Consider the following 19403-nt stretch of genomic DNA (forward strand, 5'->3'; position numbering starts at 1 on the left):
GAACTTTGTTATGTTTGTACGAAAAGTAACCTAATTGGAGGATTGGTCAGATAAAGCGCTGGTGTCTGCATTACAGCAGAATCAAGAAGATGCCTTCCGTATCCTGTACGATCGGCATTGGGATTTGCTTTACAGCCGGGCCTTCAAAAAAATACAAGCCACTTCAGATATCTCCGACCTGCTCCAGGAGATTTTTGCCCATCTCTGGAAAAGCCGCCATACGCTTGTTCTGAAGTCTACCCTGGTAAACTACCTGCTAACAGCGCTGGACTACAAAATCATTGATTATTACCGCGCCCGCGCCGTACGGGTCAACTACTATCAGCAATACCTGGAAACACCGGATGAACCGCATCACCCGGTAACTGACACCGTCCAGTTCCGCGAACTGGAATCCCTTGTGCAACAGGAAGTACAGGCCATGCCTGCTAAAATGCAGGAAGTTTTTCTGCTAAGCCGCGATAAAGGCATGAGCGCCGCACAAATTGCCAGTCAACTCGCCATTTCCGAACAAACTGTCAGAAACCAGATCAGTAACGCACTTGCCCGCCTTCGAAATAAGCTGGCCAATACCTATCTTTTTCCCCGGAGCGAAAAATAATTTTTCGTCACCTGGTATATCCTTCCCTTTCGGCCGACTCTTTAAGTACGAGTTATGGAAAACAATGCGCTCAACAACGACCGGCTGCTGTTGTTGCTGGAAAAATACAGCAAAAACCAGTGTTCCGAAGCAGAACTAGCACAGATCAAAGAATGGTATGAGCAACTGGATGTATCCGGAGAGAAATCCGATGCCTTGCCGGGAAGCCCGGAAGCCGCCGCACTGAAAGCAGCCGGCTGGCAGGCCATTGCTCCGGCGCCACCGGTACGCAAGCCAATCTACCTGCGACCGTGGTTCAAAGCCGCCGCCGTCGTGGCCCTGATAGCAGGCAGCGCATGGGGCGCCATCTACCACTATCAGCACCGGTCTACCTTCCTCAGTGCCGACGCGAGCATTGTACAACATCGCCTGCCGGACGGCACCTCCGTATGGCTCAATAAAAAGAGTAAACTGACCTGTTATCCCGGAGATGACAGGACCGTTTCCCTGGAAGGAGAAGCATTTTTTGATGTAGCGAAAAATCCGGGGCAGCCCTTTGTTATCCATACCGCACGTATGGACATCACCGTACTGGGAACTTCATTCAACGTAAAAGCATATAAAAACGACGTATCAGACGAAACATTGCTGGTGAGCGGCGCGGTGGAAATCACCCTGCGGGAACAAACGTCTTCCAAAATACGCTTGCGGCCAAACGAAAAAATCATCCTGTACACATCATCATCCAAACAGCATCCGACATCGTTCTATGAACTGAAAAACAGTGTAGCCAACCACGACAGCACGCTCAATGAAACTTTATGGAAAGAAAACAAGCTGGTATTTAGTCACGAAACATTTGAACAAATCGCTGTAAAGATGGAACGCTGGTATGGTGTAAACATCCATATCCAGGACCCATCGTTAAAAAAGCTGCTATTCACCGCCATCTTTGAGAATGAAACAGTGGACCAAACGCTGACAGCACTGCAGCTGTCCGCCCCCTTCCATTACCAGATAAACCAGCGAGACATTTTTATCACCAAGTAAACACCACTTATGACCTGATTACCACAGTGAACAAACTAAAAGGGGAAATGCGGACACATCTCCCCCACATCTGATCAACAGTTGCAGGGCTCCTCTCTTGGCGGACAGGGACCTGTTACTTTTTTATTGACCAAAAGTTTTCTAAATGTATGAAAAAATCAAGGAGTTTTTTTCATGAGGGGACCTCATATCCTTTCCTGATCCTTAAAACGATCATTCTGATGAAATTATCGTTCTTTATAACACTGATCACCTGTTTACAGGTATCTGCCGCCGCCTACTCACAGCGCTCCAAAGTAACGCTGAACGTATCTGATGTAAGGCTCATGAAGCTGCTGAAGTTAGTAGAGAAAAAAACCAACTGTCGCTTTGTATACAATGATGACGCCATCTCACCTGACCTTACCGTATCCGTCAATGTAAATGACGAACCGGTGGAAACTGTTTTATCCACCGTACTGAACAATACCGGCCTTACATTCCGTTTGTTGAAAAATGACCTCATCGTAATAGCGCCTGTCAACACCGTTATACAGGAATTAACGGTACAGGGAAAAGTTACCGACAAGAATGGTACACCTTTAATCGGCGTCAGCATTAAAGTGGACAAAACCGGGAAAGGTACCATCAGCAATGAAAAAGGCGAATTTAAACTGGAAACGCCCGGTACTGCCAACCTTGTTTTTACCTATATCGGCTATCAGCAGCTCATACTTCCGGTAAATAACCGCACCACCGTAGATGCCGTGTTGGCTGAAGACACCAAAGGGCTCAGTGAAGTGATCGTGGTCGGTTACGGCGTACAGAAAAAAGCCAGCCTTACCGGCTCGGTAGCTACCGTCAGCGGTAAAGATATCCGTTCCGCGCCGGTGGCCAACCTATCCAACGCACTGGCAGGACGCGCACCCGGCATCATTGCCCGGCAGAACAGCGGAGAACCCGGTAATGACGGCGCCTCCCTCAGCATCAGAGGTAAAAGCACCTTCGGCTACAACAGCATGCTCGTGATCGTAGACGGTATACAACGCAGCTTCAGTGAGCTGAACCCCGCCGATATCGAAACCATCAGCATTCTGAAAGATGCCTCTTCCGCCGCCATCTATGGCTCCAGGGCGGCCAACGGCGTTATGCTCATCACCACCAAACGCGGTACCAGCGGTGCTCCTACCATCTCCTACAACGGATACGTAGGATATCAGCAACCCGGCATCCGGATGAAACAGCTGAATGGGGTACAATATGCAGAAATGTACAACGCAGGACTGGCAGCCAACGGCCAGCCGGCCCGCTATTCCGAAGAAGACATCAACACCATCCGCAACAACCCCGATCCCTTAAAAGGCCTCGCCAATACCGACTGGTGGAAAAGCACGATGAACAATACCGCTATGCAAACACAGCACGACCTGAGCGTAAGAGGCGGCAACGACAAAGCCAAATACTATGTCTCGATCGGTTACCTGGACCAGAATTCCCTGTATAAGTCCACCAACTACAAACGGTATAACATCCGCTCCAATGTAGATGCCAATATCGGCAAACACCTGGTGGCCTCCGTAGACCTCGCAGGACGCCTTGAACGCAGAACAGGCCCCGGTGTGGACGCAGGCACCATCTTCAACGCTATCATACGTGCCTCTCCGCTCGACGCCAACTATTATCCCAATGGCCTGCCAGGCGGCACCACCGGCGGACGCAGCCCTATGCTGGACGCGACAGAAAGCGGTCACCGGCAACAGGACTGGAATACCTTCCAGAGTAACTTTGCGCTGAAATATACTATTCCCGGCGTGGAAGGTCTCTCTGTAAAGGGCGTAGCAGCTTTTGACAAGAGAATGTTTTATGAAAAACAGTTCTCCACACCGTATTCCTACTATAAGTACAATGCCTCCACAAAGGACTATGATAAAATCACCCGCGCCGGTAACATCAACCTGACACAAAACTCCGAGCAACAGGCAGGCATCACCACACAAGCGATCGTCAACTATATCCGTTCTTTCGGCAAACACGATGTAGATGGTACGCTCCTGTACGAAACCTACAATTACCGTATGGATAAAATGCAGGCCTATCGTGAACAGTTCGACAGCCCGCTGCTCGACGAATTATTCGCCGGTTCCAAAAGCGGTTTAAACAACGACGGTACGGCAGATGTCTATTCCCGTGCAGGCGTGGCCGGCCGCTTCAACTATGCCTACGCCCACAAATATCTGCTCACCGCTACTTTCCGTTATGATGGCTCGCTGAGCTTCGCCAGCGACAAGCGCTGGGGCTTCTTCCCGGGCGTGTCTGCCGGCTGGGTAGTGTCGGAAGAAAATTTCTTTAAAAACAATGTACGCACCATCGACTATCTGAAAATAAAAGCTTCTTATGGTCAACTGGGCAATGACAGCGTACGTGCCTTTCAATACCTGCCTTCTTACTATGCAGGTTCCGGCGGTGGTACCAACTCTGTATACATCATCGATGGCAAACCTTACAACGGCATTTTCTCCGCAGGGTACCCCAATCAGAACATCGGCTGGGAGATTGCCACTACTACTGATATCGGGTTTGAAACTTCTCTGTGGAACCGCCTGTTGACACTGGATGCCGGCTACTTCTACAAACGCACCAGCAATATCCTGCGTCCCAGGACAGCCTCTGTGCCCGGTACTTTCGGAGAGCAACTTCCCTATCAGAATGTGGGCATTGTAGACAACCAGGGCTTCGAAGTGGAAATAGGCCATGAGAACCGTATCGGCAAGGTAAACTACAACGCACGCGGCACCTTTACCTTCGCCCGTAATAAAGTAATTTTCATGGACGAAGCAGCCAACATCCAGGCGTCGTTACGGCAAACAGGACGGCCGTTTGACCAGTACACCGGCCTTGTTGCCATGGGACTTTTCCAGAGTGAAGAAGAAATTAAAAACGCCCCCAAACAATACAATTTCCAACCTAAGCCCGGTGACATCCGTTATGCCGACATCAACGGCGACGGCGTCATCAACGATCTGGACCGCACGATCATCGGCCGCAGCAAAATGCCGGAAGTTGTGTACGGGCTTAACCTCGGCGCTTCCTGGAATGGCTTCGATATCAGCATGCTGTGGCAGGGCGCTACCAACTTCAACACTTACATCGGTGCAGAACTGGCTTATCCCTTTTTCAATATCTCCAATCCTATGACTTACATGCTGGACTACTGGACGCCTGATAACCGCGGCGCGGAGTTTCCACGGCCTGTGATCAACGGTAATGCCAATAACCTGAAAGGATCTTCCTTCTGGCTGCGCGATGCCAGCTATCTCAAACTACGCAGCCTCAACATTGGATACACCCTTCCCGCAGGATGGCTGAAACAGGCGCGCATACAACAGGCACGTATATACGTAGCTGGCGCCAATCTGCTGACTTTCTCCAGGCTGAAAGGACTCGATCCCGAAGTGCCTTCCGAGACACGCGGGTATTATCCGCAGCAGCGCAGCGTAAACATTGGCGTAAACCTGACTTTATAATTTATCGGTTAACCGAAAACAAGGAAAGAGACATGAAAAAGATATATATCCACCTGGTACTTTGGACATGCATAACAGGATTATTTTCCTGTTCAAAAATGGACCAGTCACCGGTAAACAGCCTCTCAGACGAAATCATCTGGAAGGACCCCAAACTGGTGCAACTTTATATAGCAGATATTTATAAAAACCTGCCGATCGGTTTTGATGTTTCGCCGGACGGCACTTCCTCCCTCGCCTGTATCACAGATGAAGCGAGGGGCAGCTATGGCTGGCTGGAAGCCAATCTGCTGCAGATCAACGGCAAATATACGTCCATCAACGCGCCACTAAACATCTGGAGCGACACCTACAAAAGCATCCGCAAAACCAACGTCTTTTTTCAACAGATAGGGAACGTCCCTAACTTGTCAGAAAGCGACAGAAATAATCTTATCGGGCAGGTTAAATTCCTGCGCGCTTTTTACTATTTCGAGCTGGTGAAACGTTATGGCGGCGTACCGCTGATCACACAACCACAGACGCTGACAGAAGACCTGATGGTAAAACGTACAGACACCACCACGATATACAATTTCATTGCAACGGAACTGGATGACGCAGCCGGCAAACTACCTGCCAGCGCCAGAGCAGGCCTGGCTTCCCGGTGGACTGCCCTCGCCCTGAAAAGCCGTGCCATGCTGTATGCCCGCAGGTGGGACGCCTCCGCCAAAGCGTCCAAAGAGATCATCGACAACGGCGGCTTTAGCCTTGTGTCGAACTACGCTTCGCTGTTCAATACCAAACAGCAGGCATCGTCCGAAAGTATTTTTGAGATACAGTACCTCGACCCCAGCCGCGTGCACAATTACGATGCCATGAACGTACCGTATTTTGACAATCCCGGCGACTACACCAGTCTTACCCAACCGACACAGGAAATGGTAGATGACTATGAAATGCAGGCTACCGGTAAAGCCATTACAGACCCGGCATCCGGCTATAATCCGCAGCAGCCGTATAAAGGCCGTGATCCGCGGTTTTATGCCACTATCCTGTATGAAGGCGCTCCGTGGAAAGGTCGCGTGATCCAGACACGTGTAGGCGGTACCGATGAAATTGTAGGCCGTAATACCACCAATGACAATACAAAAACCGGTTACTATATCCGCAAATATCTCGACGAAACACTGGCCCTGGATAAAATCTGGAGCAGCACCCAAAGCTGGATAGAATTCCGGTTAGGCGAGATCTTCCTGAATTATGCAGAAGCCATGAACAACCTGAACGACCCGGCTACCGCCAAAACATACGTGGACCTCGTGCGTACACGCGCTAAGATGCCGGCGGTGGCTGCAGGACAGGGACAGGCGCAGATGAGTAATATCATCATGCATGAAAGAAAAATAGAACTGGCTTACGAGAACCACCGTTACTGGGACCTCCGCCGCTGGCGTACCGCCGTGAGCGTGTTGAATGGTAAAACATTTCACGGCATGCGTATCACCCTCAACAACGGTGTATACCAGTATGAAGTCGTAGAAGCCGATCTGGGCGCCTCTTCTCCAAGAGTGTTCACAGACGCTTATTACCTGCTTCCGATCCCAAAAACGGAGCTGGAAAAAAACAAGGAGCTTACACAAAACGAACCCTGGTAAACATCTTCCGGATTTATTAACTTCACGCTATCAAAAAGCCCTTTGCCGTGTGCAAAGGGCTTTATAAATGACAGGAACAATGAAATATCAATGCCTCGCCGTATTGTCGGGCTTCCTGTGGCACTCTGCCACCGCCCAGCACATCGCAGATTCCGCCACTTTTGCCCGGGCAGCTGCTTCGGTAAAAAAAATACCCCCTATCACTAATACTACACGGCAGCTGCCCCTACCGGCGGCGCCAGCCGGCTATTCGTTACAGCTGAAGGGGACAGACCGGTTACCGGTTATAGACCGGGAAGGACATATTACCACGCCGCTCGTGGATGTGCCGGTCAGCCTTTATTTTGTGCTGCAACGCCATCAGGACAGCGCCACCATGGATGTGCCCAACATTACCGTGACAGTGCCTGGAAAATATGCCGCCCGTACAGGTAATCCGACGCCTTTTGTGATCCCCGCGCTGCGAGAATGGTATGGCGGGAAAGGAAACTATACCCTGCCCGGTAAACCGGCACTGGTGATAGATCCCCGGGACACCGCGGCGCTGCTGCCCGGCGTAACTGTCTTCAAGGCAGATCTACAGCAGCTGACCGGTATTCCACAGATCAGTATCCGTACAGGTCAGCCCCGTAAAGGCGATATCTATTTCAGCTTAAGGTCCGCAGACCAGGCACTGGGAAAAGAAGGCTATCAACTGGAGATTGCGGAAGATATCCGTATCCGGGCCATGCATCCGCAGGGCGCTTTCTGGGCCACCCGCACCCTGTTACAGCTACTGGAACAGGACCGGCAACATCGTCATATCCCGCAAGGTATCACGCGCGACTATCCCAAATATGCCGTCCGTGGCTTTGTGCTGGACGCAGGCCGCAAATTCTTCTCCATGGATTTTCTCCGGCACTATGTAAAATTCATGGCCTACTACAAGATGAACGACTTCCACATCCATCTCAACGACAACGGCTTTAAACAATTTTTCGGCAACAACTGGGACAGTACCTATGCAGCATTCAGACTGGAAAACAGCACCTTTCCCGGTCTTACCGCGAAAGACGGCAGCTATTCCAAGAAAGCCTTCATCGCCTTGCAGGACCTTGCTGACAGCTGCGCCGTAAAAATTATCCCGGAGATCGATGTGCCGGCGCACTCACTGGCTTTCACGAAAGTCGTTCCGCAAACCGCCAGCCTCTCCTATGGAAGAGACCATCTCAATCTTGACAGCGCTTCCTACGATATGATCGACAAGGTTTTCCGGGAATACCTGCAAGGGCCGGAACCTGTGTTTAAAGGCGACGAAGTACACATCGGCACCGATGAGTACGCAAAGAAAGAAGCAGAGAAATTCAGGGCATTCACAGACCATTACATCCGTTATGTAGAAAGCTTCGGTAAAAAAGTGCGGATGTGGGGTTCCCTCACCCACGCACAGGGTTCTACACCTGTAAAATCAGCCGGTGTTACCATGAACGCGTGGTACAACGGCTATGCCGAGCCGGCAGACATGATGCGCCAGGGATATGATCTCATCAGCACGCCCGACGGATGGTTATACATCGTTCCGGCAGCTGGGTACTATCACGACTATCTCAACGTCGCAAAAATATACCAGCAATGGGAGCCTAATATGATTGGAGATGCAGTATTCCCGATGGGGCATCCGCAGATAAAAGGCGGCGCTTTCGCAGTATGGAACGATCACCCGGGCAACGGTATCACTGAACAGGACGTGCATGATCGTGTATTCCCTTCCATGCAGGTACTGGCAGAAAAAATGTGGAACGGCCATACATCGCAGAGCGACTATCAACAGTTTGCCGCCCACAGCCGGTTGATCGGAGAAGGGCCCGGGCTCAATATGCGGGCTAAAATAACCAGCCGCGACTCCCTTGCCCTGCAATATGATTTTTCAGACAACAGGATCAACGATATCAGCGGCAACAAGAGAGCAGCGCTTCAACAACACCAGGTGGGCATCTCACCCCGGAAAACACTGGTACTGCAGGGTGGCAGCAGCTATATAAAAACACCGTTAACCGAAGTGGGTTATCCTTACAGTGTTGAATTTGATATTCAGCCAGCTGCTGATAACCAGCCGGGAGCCGTACTCTTTTCCTCTCCACATGCGGTGGTGACATACCAGGATGGCAAAATAGCCTTCTCCCGTGAAGGCTATCATTACCACTTCAATTACAGGTTCCACGCAGACAGCATGACCCACGTAAGGATCAGCGGCAATAACAAAGGCACCTCCCTGTTTATCAACGGCCGGTTAGCAGAAAAACTGGAAGGCGCTATGCGATCATTCCCCGGCACGAAAGACAGGAATATGATCATTCAGACGCTCGTATTTCCTTTACAAACGATCGGCGATAGCGCGAACGCTTTCAAAGGTGAAATCGATAACCTCAAAGTGATACAACATCCGTAATATTTTTTTAGTAATAAAAAAAGTCCGTCAATACAAAATTGACGGACTTTTTTATGGTATTTCGTGATATCAGTGCTCAATCATCCTGTCCCTGGCGATCACCTTCCACGTACCGGTACACACATGGTCTTCCACAACATAGGCGCGTTCGTATAATGCCACTGTCGGACAAATATGTAACGGTACGCCGTAGAATTCCGTACCCACGGGATAAGCAGCGGTATCTGCCACTTTCAGCACCAGGTGTTCTTCGCTCTGGGATACCGGTTGCGCTTCCGGCGCATTGATGAAATGCACCCTTGGCTGCGGGCTTTCGGCCGCCACCGATTTATGTCCCAGGTCGAGGCACAACAGCTGGTCGTCGATAACAGAAACGACCCTCGATAGTACCAGCGCCGCCCATTGGAAGGGTTGTTCCGGCAGATTTTTACCATAGCCCCAGTCCCAGAAAACAAAAGTACCCGGACTGCATTCTATGACCGGTCTCGCGGCATGTATAGGAAAGGTAGGGGAACCGCCGGCGACGATGACCGGCTCCGGCAGCCCACATGCCACGATGGCGTGTTGCAATACCGGCACGGGGCCGTATGCTTCATCACAACGCTTTTTCCGTGTAGCCATGTCCGTATCATGCAGATGTCCGTCATAAGCGTGTATGCCTACCGGTTGTATGCCCGGCAAAGTATACAGGTACCGGTACAAGTCGAGCGCTCCTTCCGGTTTAATCCCGGTACGGTTCATACCCACATTCAGATCGAGGTATACCTTCAGTCGCTTTCCGGCCGCGGCAAACAGGCTGCTGATAGCTTCGGCGGCAGTTTTGTTATCTGTCAGGCAGGCGAAATCCGTGTCCGGATACTGTTGCACCAGTTCCAGCAGACGCGCCGCTTTAGGCCCTACCGGCTGATAGGCCAGCAATACGTCTTTGGCTTTTACCATGCCCAGCATTTCCGCTTCCGCGATAGTGGCGCACTTATATTTCTGTATGCCAGCCGCCTGCATCATTTGCGCCACTTCGGCGATCTTATGTGTTTTTACGTGTATCCGTAACCGCTGTACATCATCGATCATGTTTTTTACCAGACCGATATTTTCCCCGATCCTGTCTTTATATACCAGCAACGCGGGAGAATCCACCTGCGCCGGTGTTTTAAGTTGATACCATTCCATAGGTTATATCATTAATACAATTCGAATAAGGCTTCTATTTCCACCGGTATATTATCCGGCAGCGAGCCGAAACCAACGGCGCTGCGTACGCCCACGCCGTTCTCCTGTCCCCATACCGCTGCAAACAATTCGCTGCAGCCATTGATAATATAAGGGTGCCGCTCAAACTCCGGTACGCAGTTGACCATCCCCAGTACTTTGATGACCCTTTTGATCTTATCCAGGCTGCCCAGGTTTGTTACGAGCGTTGACAGGATGGCCAATCCTACCTGACGGGCGGCCAGTTTACCTTCCTCCGGTGTAAGGTCTCTGCCGATGCGGCCCATGATCAGGCTGCCATCGTCCTGCACGGTGCCATGCCCTGAAACGTACACGTGTTTTCCGTTTATCAGCAATGGTTTATAAACGCCCAGCGGTGCAGGCGCTGGTGGCAGCGAGAGGCCCAGTGCTTTAAAGTTCTCCGTCGGTGTCATTTTCGTTTATTGGTTTACGTTAGACAATCATACTCAGCAATAAACTACCGATAAGTCCTGTTACCGAAACGATGGTTTCCATTACTGACCATGTTTTGATCGTATCTTTCACTGACAAGTTAAAGTATTCTTTGAACATCCAGAACCCGGCGTCGTTGACGTGTGAAAACATCAGGCTGCCGGCGCCGGTAGCCAGCACCATCAGGTTGGGGTTTACCCCCGAACTGGCGATCAGCGGCGCCACGATGCCGGCCGTCGTTAAACCGGCTACTGTAGCCGATCCGATACAAACGCGGATAATCGCCGCAATGCCCCATGCCAGCAACAGCGGATGCATATGCATATTCCGCAGCGTCTCAGCAATATAGTCACTCACCTTACTGTCATGCAGCAGCTGCGTGAGCGCACCGGAACCGCCAATGATCAGGATGATCACGGCCACATCTTTCACTGCATCATCCATCAGCCCCAACATCTTTTTGGAAGGCATGCCCCGTCGGGTACCCAGCAGGTACATCCCGTTTAACACCGCCAGCAACATCACGATCAGCGGATCTCCCAGCCAGGTGACGATCTTATAGGGCAATTCACCGGCTGGCAGCCATAACTTCAGCAGGGCGGTCACCGCCAGCAACAATACCGGCAACATGGCAGCAAACATACTCGGGAACATGCCCGGCAGCTCCGCTTCCGGCAGGGGCGGCGCCACGAACATTTTTCCGGGTTCGCTGGCATACCTTTTCAGGTACCGCGAAAACACCGGTCCGGCCAGGATAATGGCCGGTATCGCCAGCAAAATACCATAGAGCAGCGTAAGGCCCATGCTGGCATGAAACTGCTGTACCAGCGCGGTAGGCGAAGGATGCGGCGGCAGATAACCATGGGTAACGGACAACGCCGCCAGCATAGGGATGCCCAGGTACACCGTCGGTAAACGGGTTTGCGCCGCCACCGTAAAGATCAGCGGCACCATTAATACAAATCCGATGTTGTAAAACAGCGGTATCCCCACAATGAAACCGGTCAGCATCAGCGACCACTGAATATAACGGGGACCCAACAAACGCATCAGTCCACCTGCGATCCGTTGCGCAGCACCGCTTTCAGCCACCAGTTTACCCAACATGGCGCCGAAAACAATGACCACGATCAGCGAACCTAAGGTTTTACCGATACCGGTTTGTATGGACTGGGTAATGGCTCCTATGTCCATGCGTAGCGCGAGGCCCATCAGCAGGGAAACAATCAGGAAAGACACGAAGGTATTTATCTTACACCAGGTAACCAGTACCACCAATAGGAGAATAGCAGCAATAACGATCAATAAAGGCATATGCTCTTTCTTTTGGAAAGAACAAGATAACAAATTGATTCCGGGAATTCTACTCGTAACGCAAAGCGATAATGGGGTCCAGTTTAGAGGCCTTGTAGGCGGGATAGATACCGGAAACCAGTCCTACGGCGGCGCAGAGGCCGACACCGGTTAAAATCCATGCCCAGGGCACAACAAAAGAAGATTTCAGTAACATGGACACAATATTGCCCAGCAGCATACCTGCCAGGGCGCCGAAGAGGCCGCCCATGGTACTGATGATGATGGCTTCGTAGAGAAATTGTTTGCGGATGGTTTTGCTGGTAGCACCCAAAGCTTTGGTGACCCCTATCTCACGGGTCCTTTCAGCCACCGACACCAGCATGATGTTCATCAGTCCTATCGCAGAACCGAAAAGCGTGATCGCAGCGATAGCTACGGCGAACAGGTTCACCGTGCCCAAACTCTGGAACAACATCTCTGCGATACTATCGCTCTTGCTGAGGGTAAAGTTATCTTCATCGTTCAGCGCCAGCTGCCGCACTACCCGGAAGGTGCCAATGGCTTCGCCCTGCGCGGCTTCCATCTGTTTAATATCTTTCACGGACACGCCTATCTGATAAGAAGCGTTGGGCCGGTTAAAAATTCTTCGTGTATTGTTGACCGTGGTAATCACCACGTTGTCCGCGCTCATCAGGTTGCTGCTGCCTTTGCTTTCCAGCACGCCGATCACGCGATAACGCACATCTCCCACACGGATGGTGTTATTTACCACATTTTTCATTTTTTTCCCGAACAGCTTCTCTGCCACGTCTTTGCCCAGGATAGCCACGTTACGCCCGGACGATACGTCCAGTGCGTTAAAATTGCGGCCGTCTCGGATAGTATAGCTGGAGATATCGAGATAGTTCTCGTCTCCGCCGATAACGGTCACGTTGGGGTTCGTCTTCTTGTCGTCTTTATATACCGTGGCGATGCCGGTGGCCCTGAAATTAACGCTCACCGTGGCAGGAAAATGGTACCGGTCTTTAAACTGCATCGCCTCCTGGTAAGAAATGGTTTTATTGCTGATGGATTTCCGGACCTTTTTTACGTTTTTATTGCCTTTGGAGGCCTTGTCGCCGTCATTCCCGATATGTACCTGCATATCGCGGTTTCTCAGGGAAAAGCTGTTGGCCCCCATGCTGGCGAAGCTGGAGTAAATACTGTTTTTCATGCTGTCGATGGCGGTCAGAATGCCCACCAGTACTGTGATGCCCACAGCAATAATAGAAACAGTAAGACCGGTGCGCAGCCTGTTGCCGCTCACGGAACGATAAGCAAGGGAAAATATATCTAAAAACCGCATGTAATAAAGTTAATGGAAGTTCAGACAGACACAAAATAAAAAGTGAAGGAACGTGGACTATGCCGTTTGAACGGTCACGGGGGGGGCTAAAAATGACAAAGGAAACGGAGGTGACCGTTTCCTTTGTCTATGCAAAAAATTGTCTTGTAACGATTTTACAGGCAGCCAATCAGCAGGTTGGGGAACAGGCCCAGTGCCAGCACCAGGATAATGGTCAGCACCAGCGCTGCTTTGAAACCGCCGGACACCGGTTCTACTTCCGGATCACCCTGTTTGAAATACATCGCCATGATCACGCGGAAGTAGTAGTACACGCTGATCGCGGCACACAATACACCTACAATCACCAGCCAGAGGAGATGACCATGCTGGATAGCGGCAGACAGTACGAAGTATTTGGCAAAGAAACCCGCTGTTACCGGGATACCTGCCAGGGAGAACAGGAAGATGGTCGTTGCCAGCGCCAGCAGCGGCTGTTTACGGGCAAGACCGTTAAATCCTTCGAAAGTGTAGTCCTTCAGTTTCAGCAGTACGGCAAATACACCAATGGTCGCAAGGCTATAGGCAGCTGCATACAGGACAATGCCCTGTGTGGCAAACTGGTTGATCGCAATCACGGCAAACAGCATAAAGCCCGCCTGTGCGATACTGGAGTAAGCCAGCATCCGTTTTACGCTCTGCTGGAACACTGCGCTGAAGTTGCCCAGGATAAGGGTGGCAGCGGTGATGATAGACAGTATCAGCGTCCAGTGATGGCTGATAGCGCCACCAGCGAATGCCACATGGAACATACGCAGGAAAGCGACAAAACCGCCGGCTTTCACTACCGTAGCCATGAAAGAAGTAAACACGGTAGGTGAACCATCATATACGTCAGGCGTCCAGAAGTGGAACGGTACTGCAGACACTTTGAAGGCGAGGGCAAAAGCCATCAGGATAATACCGCACAGCGCCAGGGGGTGTACAGGATCCGCACCCAGTCCCAGCTCGGTAATATTGAAGGTACCGGCGGCGCCATAAATCAGGGCAATGCCCATCAGCAGGATGCCGGTAGAGAAAGAACCCATCAGGAAGTACTTCAGGGACGCCTCATTGCTTTTCAGGCTTTTGCGATCAGCACCCGCCAGCACATACTGCGGGATAGACATGATCTCAATCGCCAGGAACAACATCAGCAGGTTGCTGAAGGAGGAGGCCAGCGAAACGCCCGCCAGTATAAAGAAGATCAGGGCAAAGTAATCTCCCACATGCTCACCTACTTTTTCAAACTCACTCCCCGATAACAGGAAATATATCAGGGTTGCACCTAAAGCCACTGCATTAAACAACACACTGAACTTTGATACTTCAATCATACCAAACTGGATATAGCCGCCCAGCTGCACGGTTGGGTACAGCGCCAGGTTGGCGATAAATGATATGATGATGGCCGCGATGGCGAAAAATTTAATATGCTGCTTATTGCGTACAAATAAACCGACAAACATCAGAAAAACGCCCGATAAAGCAGTAGAAATTAGTGCATTCATATTGTTTCGTTACAAAACCCATTTAAAATTTTCTCATTTGGATATTTTGATATTTAGTCATTTCAAATGGCTAAATATCAAAATAACTAAATATTAAAATGCCTTGCTTACCAGATCCAGCATCGGCTGCGGATAAACACCCAATACGAAGATGATGATCACTACCAGGCTCAGTGCTACCGTTTCACCGGGTTGCAGGTCTGTAGTGGTATCTGTCAGGGTATTGCCTTCACCGAAAATCACTTTCTGAATCATGTTCAACGTATAAACTGCCGCGAGGATGATACCCAGTCCGGCGAAAGCCATGAACCAGTGATTATACTGGAACAGGCCGCTGAACATCAGGAACTCACCGATAAAGCCGTTGGTAAGCGGTAAACCGATGTTCGCCAGGCTGATGATCACGAGGAAGATAGCCATCCGGGGCGCCTTGCGGGCCATACCACCCAGCTGGTCCATATTCTTGATGCCCAGGCGGTTCTGTATCACTTCCACGATGATCCACAAGCCGATAATGTTGATACCGTGGTTGAACATCTGGAGTAATACCCCCTGGGTCCCTTGTTCATTATGCGCAAAAATAGCGGCGCTCATCAGGCCGATGTGTGCAATGGAAGAATAAGCGATCAGTCGTTTCAGATCACTCTGTACCATGGCAATGCAGGAAGCGTAGATGATACCGATGATAGACAGCACGATGGCCACATCGGTCCACATGGAGGCGCCTTCCGGCAGCACCGGTACCAGCCAGCGCAGTACGCCGAACAGGCCCATTTTCACCATCACCCCGGAAAGGATCATGGTCACCGGTGTAGGCGATTGTTCGTAAGTGTCCGGCTGCCAGGTATGGAACGGGAACACCGGCATCTTGATGGCGAAAGCCACGAAGAACAGCCAGAACAGCCATTTCTGGTCACCCATGCTCAGCTGCAGGCTGGTGAAGGATGTCCAGCTAAAGGAATGGTCCGGTGTCTGGAAATACAGGTAGATGATACCTACCAGCATTAACAGGGAACCGAGAAAGGTATAAACGAAGAACTTAAACGTAACGGGTATACGTTTTTCGCCGCCCCACATGGAACAGAGAAAATATACCGGTATCAGCGCCAGTTCCCAGAATACATAAAACTGCAGGGCGTCGAAGGCGGTAAAAACACCTACCAGGCCTGCCTGAGAGAGCAACATCAGTCCGTAAAAGCTGTTAGGCCTTTCGATGTCGCGGTTATAAATGGTGATGAAAACCAGCAGGAAGGCGATCGCTGTCAATAAACACAGCATCGTGCCCATACCATCCAGGCCCACCCTGAACTGGCTGCCCAGCTGTGGTATCCAGTTGGTAACAAAAGAAAGTTTCTTCGGATCGGCCTGCAGTGTGCATACGGTTCCGATGGCTGTGGCTACCGACGCCAGGGATGCAATCATGCCCAGCACCTTTGGCCCGGACCCCTTCAGGCCGAATGCGATCAGGCCCGCTATGAAAGGAATCAGTATTAATAAAACTGTCAACATAATTTATCTGCGCTTGTAACTTCCGCTATTGGTTTATAATAAGAATCCGATCACAAATAATACGATCATACCGATCACCATGGCAAAAATGTAGAACCCTACCTGACCGCTCTGGATAAGGCGGATCTGCTGGCTGCTCCACTGAACGCTGCGGCCAACACCATTTACCAGTTTATCGATACCTGCTTTTTCAACAGTGTCACGGAAGAAACGGGAAAGCTCCTGCAACGGTTTTACGATAATAGCATCATACAGCTCATCGATGTACCATTTGTTCTCCAGCACTTTCGCCAGACCCGCATTCTCTTTGCCGGTATCTTCATATGCCGCGAATTTCTGACGGGCAATCAGGATAAAGACAATCACCAGTACGCTGCTCAGGCCCATCAGCATCCATTCTGTGCCGTGAGACAGATGATGTTCTGTCACAAAAGGCGCAGAAGGAGCAAACACTGGTGACAGGTATTCTGCCAGCAGGTTTTTACCAAATACTTCCGGCAGGCCCACATAACCGCCGAACACAGACAGCACCGCCAGGATGATCAGCGGGATAGTGATCGGGGAAGGGCTCTCGTGCAGGTGGTGTTCCTGTTCGTGGGTACCACGGAACTTTCCGGAGAAAGTGATGTAGTACAGGCGGAACATATAGAAAGCGGTCATCAGCGCGCCAATCAGTCCCAGTGCATACAGTACCGGATTGTGGGCATAAGCGCTGGCCAGGATTTCATCTTTGGAGAAAAAACCGGATAAACCAGGGATACCGGCAATGGCCAGGCATCCTACGAGGAATGTCCAGTTGGTGGCAGGCATGTATTTTTTCAGCCCGCCCATTTTACGGATATCCTGCTCACCGCCCATCGCGTGGATCACGGAGCCGGAACCGAGGAACAGCAGCGCTTTAAAGAAAGCGTGCGTCATCACGTGGAAAACGGCGGCGGAGTAAGCGCCAACGCCCAGCGCGAGGAACATATATCCCAGCTGGCTCACGGTGGAGTAAGCCAGTACTTTTTTAATATCGTTTTGTTTCAGTGCAATAGAAGCGGCAAACAGGGCGGTAGCAACACCGATCACCGCTACCACCATCTGGATGGACGGGGACAACGTATAAATCACGTTGCTGCGGGCGATCATATAGATACCGGCGGTCACCATCGTCGCCGCGTGGATCAGGGCAGATACCGGGGTGGGACCGGCCATCGCGTCGGGCAGCCAGGTGTACAGGGGTATCTGTGCAGATTTACCCATGGCGCCAACAAACAGCAGCATGGCAATAGCCGCCAGCGTGGGGTTGTTCATGCCCAGCGGCGCCGCCTTGGCAAATACATCGGGGAAAGTAACCGTACCAAACTGCATGATCATGAAGAAGATACCGAGCAGGAAACCCAGGTCCCCGATACGGTTCATCACGAATGCTTTCTTGGCGGCATTATTATAACTGGTGTTTTTAAACCAGAATCCGATCAGCAGGTAAGAACAGAGACCAACGCCTTCCCATCCGATGAACATCATCACATAGTTAGCGCCGAGCACCAGTATCAGCATGGAAAATACGAAGAGGTTGAGGTAAGCGAAGTATCTCGCAAAACTCTCATCGCTTTCGTCATGCATGTAAGAAGTGGAGTAAATGTGGATGAGGGTGCCCACACCGGTGATAATCAGAAGGAACAACGCACTCAGTTGATCTACCTGGAATGCGAAAGGAATATGCAGGCTGCCAACGGAAATGAAGTTAAACAGGTGAACCACCTGCGCCTGAAATCCCGGGGCTTTTACTTCAAAAAATGCTAATAAGCTCACCACAAAGGAAGCCAGTACAGTACCGCTTCCGATAAATCCTACCAGGGACTTGGATAAAAATCTGCGTCCCAAACCATTCACCAGGAACCCTAATAATGGTAAAAATGGTACCAGCCAAACTAGTTTAATCATTTATCAATTCTATTTACGACGTCGAAACAATTAATAATTAAAGAGGATGAATTATTAATTTTTCAGCCTGTTAAGAATGTTTATATCTACCGAGTGTGTATTTCTGTAGACCATTGTAATGATAGCCAGGCCCACCGCTACTTCCGCAGCAGCCACCACCATAATAAAGAATACAAACAATTGCGCTGATCCCGCATCCACTTTTCCGGCATCCGCCCACATTTTGGAAAATGCTACCAGCAGCAGGTTGACGGCGTTCAGCATCAGCTCTATGCACATAAAAATGATGATGGCGTTACGGCGCATCAGCACCCCCATCACACCAATGCAGAACAGGGCGATACTCAGGAATATGTAATATTGAACAGGCATAAAAATGAATTACGAATTACGAATGACGGATAAAATCCGTCTGTTTAGTCTTTTTTACCGATAACAACGGCACCTACCATCGCGCTGAGGAACAGGATACTGCTCACTTCAAACGGCACCACATATTGCGTGAATAACATCTGGCCCAGATTTTTGATCAGCCCGATCTCATTGGCTTCTGTACCTATCGCCGGCATGCTGGCGTCGCGCAGGGCAGCCACCAGTACCACCAGCAAAGCGCCGCCGCTGATTGCGCCGGCATATTTCAGCCAGTTGCGCTTCTGGGGCTCCAGCTCCGCGTTCAGGTTCATCAGCATCATCACATAAAGGAACAATACCATGATAGCGCCGGCATATACGATGATATGCACTACCGCCAGGAACTGGGCGTTCAGCATAATGTAATGACCTGCAATGGTAAAGAAGGTTACGATCAGACACAATACGCTCGTCACGGGATTCTTACTCAATACCACACCCAGCGCCGACACCAGGGCGATGACTGAAAGCACCATGAAAATTATTTGTTGTATACTCATTCCCATCTCTGCTATGTTTGACTA

General features: G+C 50.6%; 14 protein-coding genes. 5 read left to right on the plus strand and 9 right to left on the minus strand.

Going from position 1 to position 19403, the window contains the following annotated elements; genetic code table 11:
* Positions 1-34: 34 nt before the first annotated feature.
* The 5 genes from B5D63_RS11035 (at position 35) to B5D63_RS11055 (ending at position 9198) form a co-directional block, all read left to right on the plus strand.
* A complete protein-coding gene (locus B5D63_RS11035) occupies positions 35-601 on the plus strand; it encodes an RNA polymerase sigma factor (RefSeq protein ID WP_078668869.1) in 567 nt (188 codons plus the stop codon).
* A 54-nt stretch (positions 602-655) separates the two neighbouring features.
* Positions 656-1630, plus strand: coding sequence for a FecR family protein (locus tag B5D63_RS11040; protein WP_078668870.1), 975 nt, complete (start codon positions 656-658; stop codon positions 1628-1630).
* 221 nt (positions 1631-1851) lie between these two features.
* Positions 1852-5133, plus strand: a complete 3282-nt coding sequence (locus B5D63_RS11045; RefSeq protein WP_159455987.1) for a TonB-dependent receptor — start codon at positions 1852-1854, stop codon at positions 5131-5133.
* Positions 5134-5165: 32 nt separating this feature from the next.
* Positions 5166-6770 (plus strand): RagB/SusD family nutrient uptake outer membrane protein, encoded by a 1605-nt coding sequence (locus B5D63_RS11050; RefSeq protein ID WP_078668872.1) that lies wholly within the window; start codon positions 5166-5168, stop codon positions 6768-6770.
* 79 nt (positions 6771-6849) lie between these two features.
* Positions 6850-9198 (plus strand): family 20 glycosylhydrolase, encoded by a 2349-nt coding sequence (locus B5D63_RS11055; RefSeq protein WP_200816984.1) that lies wholly within the window; start codon positions 6850-6852, stop codon positions 9196-9198.
* 69 nt (positions 9199-9267) lie between these two features.
* Here B5D63_RS11055 and B5D63_RS11060 read toward each other — a convergent pair whose 3' ends face one another.
* From B5D63_RS11060 to B5D63_RS11100, 9 genes are all read right to left on the minus strand, one after another.
* Complete coding sequence (locus B5D63_RS11060) at positions 9268-10368, minus strand: D-TA family PLP-dependent enzyme (RefSeq protein ID WP_078668873.1); 1101 nt, start codon at positions 10366-10368, stop codon at positions 9268-9270.
* Between the two features lie 11 nt (positions 10369-10379).
* Positions 10380-10841 carry a RidA family protein gene (locus tag B5D63_RS11065; protein WP_078668874.1) on the minus strand — a complete coding sequence of 154 codons (462 nt, stop codon included), beginning with the start codon at positions 10839-10841 and terminating at the stop codon, positions 10380-10382.
* Between the two features lie 19 nt (positions 10842-10860).
* Positions 10861-12174: a gluconate:H+ symporter gene (locus B5D63_RS11070; RefSeq protein ID WP_078668875.1), complete on the minus strand. Its 1314-nt coding sequence runs from the start codon at positions 12172-12174 to the stop codon at positions 10861-10863.
* 49 nt (positions 12175-12223) lie between these two features.
* On the minus strand, positions 12224-13501 hold the full coding sequence (locus B5D63_RS11075) for an ABC transporter permease (protein ID WP_078668876.1): 1278 nt from the start codon (positions 13499-13501) through the stop codon (positions 12224-12226).
* Positions 13502-13656: 155 nt separating this feature from the next.
* Positions 13657-15030: an NADH-quinone oxidoreductase subunit N gene (locus tag B5D63_RS11080; RefSeq protein WP_078668877.1), complete on the minus strand. Its 1374-nt coding sequence runs from the start codon at positions 15028-15030 to the stop codon at positions 13657-13659.
* Between the two features lie 93 nt (positions 15031-15123).
* Positions 15124-16539 carry a complex I subunit 4 family protein gene (locus B5D63_RS11085; protein WP_078668878.1) on the minus strand — a complete coding sequence of 472 codons (1416 nt, stop codon included), beginning with the start codon at positions 16537-16539 and terminating at the stop codon, positions 15124-15126.
* Positions 16540-16572: 33 nt separating this feature from the next.
* Positions 16573-18468, minus strand: a complete 1896-nt coding sequence (gene nuoL, locus B5D63_RS11090) for an NADH-quinone oxidoreductase subunit L (RefSeq protein WP_078668879.1) — start codon at positions 18466-18468, stop codon at positions 16573-16575.
* Positions 18469-18522: 54 nt separating this feature from the next.
* The gene (nuoK, locus tag B5D63_RS11095) at positions 18523-18840 is read right to left on the minus strand and encodes an NADH-quinone oxidoreductase subunit NuoK (protein WP_073077731.1); all 318 of its coding nucleotides are present in this window, start codon (positions 18838-18840) and stop codon (positions 18523-18525) included.
* 44 nt (positions 18841-18884) lie between these two features.
* Positions 18885-19379 (minus strand): NADH-quinone oxidoreductase subunit J family protein, encoded by a 495-nt coding sequence (locus B5D63_RS11100; RefSeq protein WP_078668880.1) that lies wholly within the window; start codon positions 19377-19379, stop codon positions 18885-18887.
* Positions 19380-19403 lie beyond the last annotated feature (24 nt).

It is taken from the genome of Chitinophaga eiseniae, from assembly GCF_900167135.1.
In the GTDB taxonomy this organism is placed as follows: Bacteria; Bacteroidota; Bacteroidia; order Chitinophagales; family Chitinophagaceae; genus Chitinophaga; species Chitinophaga eiseniae.

What these genes read in the sequence shown, in the direction of transcription:
- B5D63_RS11040 (WP_078668870.1), top strand. Translation starts at nt 656, where the DNA reads ATGGAAAACAATGCGCTCAACAACGACCGGCTGCTGTTGTTGCTGGAA.
- B5D63_RS11045 (WP_159455987.1), top strand. Translation starts at nt 1,852, where the DNA reads ATGAAATTATCGTTCTTTATAACACTGATCACCTGTTTACAGGTATCT.
- B5D63_RS11050 (WP_078668872.1), top strand. Translation starts at nt 5,166, where the DNA reads ATGAAAAAGATATATATCCACCTGGTACTTTGGACATGCATAACAGGA.
- B5D63_RS11055 (WP_200816984.1), top strand. Translation starts at nt 6,850, where the DNA reads ATGAAATATCAATGCCTCGCCGTATTGTCGGGCTTCCTGTGGCACTCT.
- B5D63_RS11060 (WP_078668873.1), bottom strand. Translation starts at nt 10,368, where the DNA reads ATGGAATGGTATCAACTTAAAACACCGGCGCAGGTGGATTCTCCCGCG.
- B5D63_RS11065 (WP_078668874.1), bottom strand. Translation starts at nt 10,841, where the DNA reads ATGACACCGACGGAGAACTTTAAAGCACTGGGCCTCTCGCTGCCACCA.
- B5D63_RS11070 (WP_078668875.1), bottom strand. Translation starts at nt 12,174, where the DNA reads ATGCCTTTATTGATCGTTATTGCTGCTATTCTCCTATTGGTGGTACTG.
- B5D63_RS11075 (WP_078668876.1), bottom strand. Translation starts at nt 13,501, where the DNA reads ATGCGGTTTTTAGATATATTTTCCCTTGCTTATCGTTCCGTGAGCGGC.
- B5D63_RS11080 (WP_078668877.1), bottom strand. Translation starts at nt 15,030, where the DNA reads ATGAATGCACTAATTTCTACTGCTTTATCGGGCGTTTTTCTGATGTTT.
- B5D63_RS11085 (WP_078668878.1), bottom strand. Translation starts at nt 16,539, where the DNA reads ATGTTGACAGTTTTATTAATACTGATTCCTTTCATAGCGGGCCTGATC.
- nuoL (WP_078668879.1), bottom strand. Translation starts at nt 18,468, where the DNA reads ATGATTAAACTAGTTTGGCTGGTACCATTTTTACCATTATTAGGGTTC.
- nuoK (WP_073077731.1), bottom strand. Translation starts at nt 18,840, where the DNA reads ATGCCTGTTCAATATTACATATTCCTGAGTATCGCCCTGTTCTGCATT.
- B5D63_RS11100 (WP_078668880.1), bottom strand. Translation starts at nt 19,379, where the DNA reads ATGAGTATACAACAAATAATTTTCATGGTGCTTTCAGTCATCGCCCTG.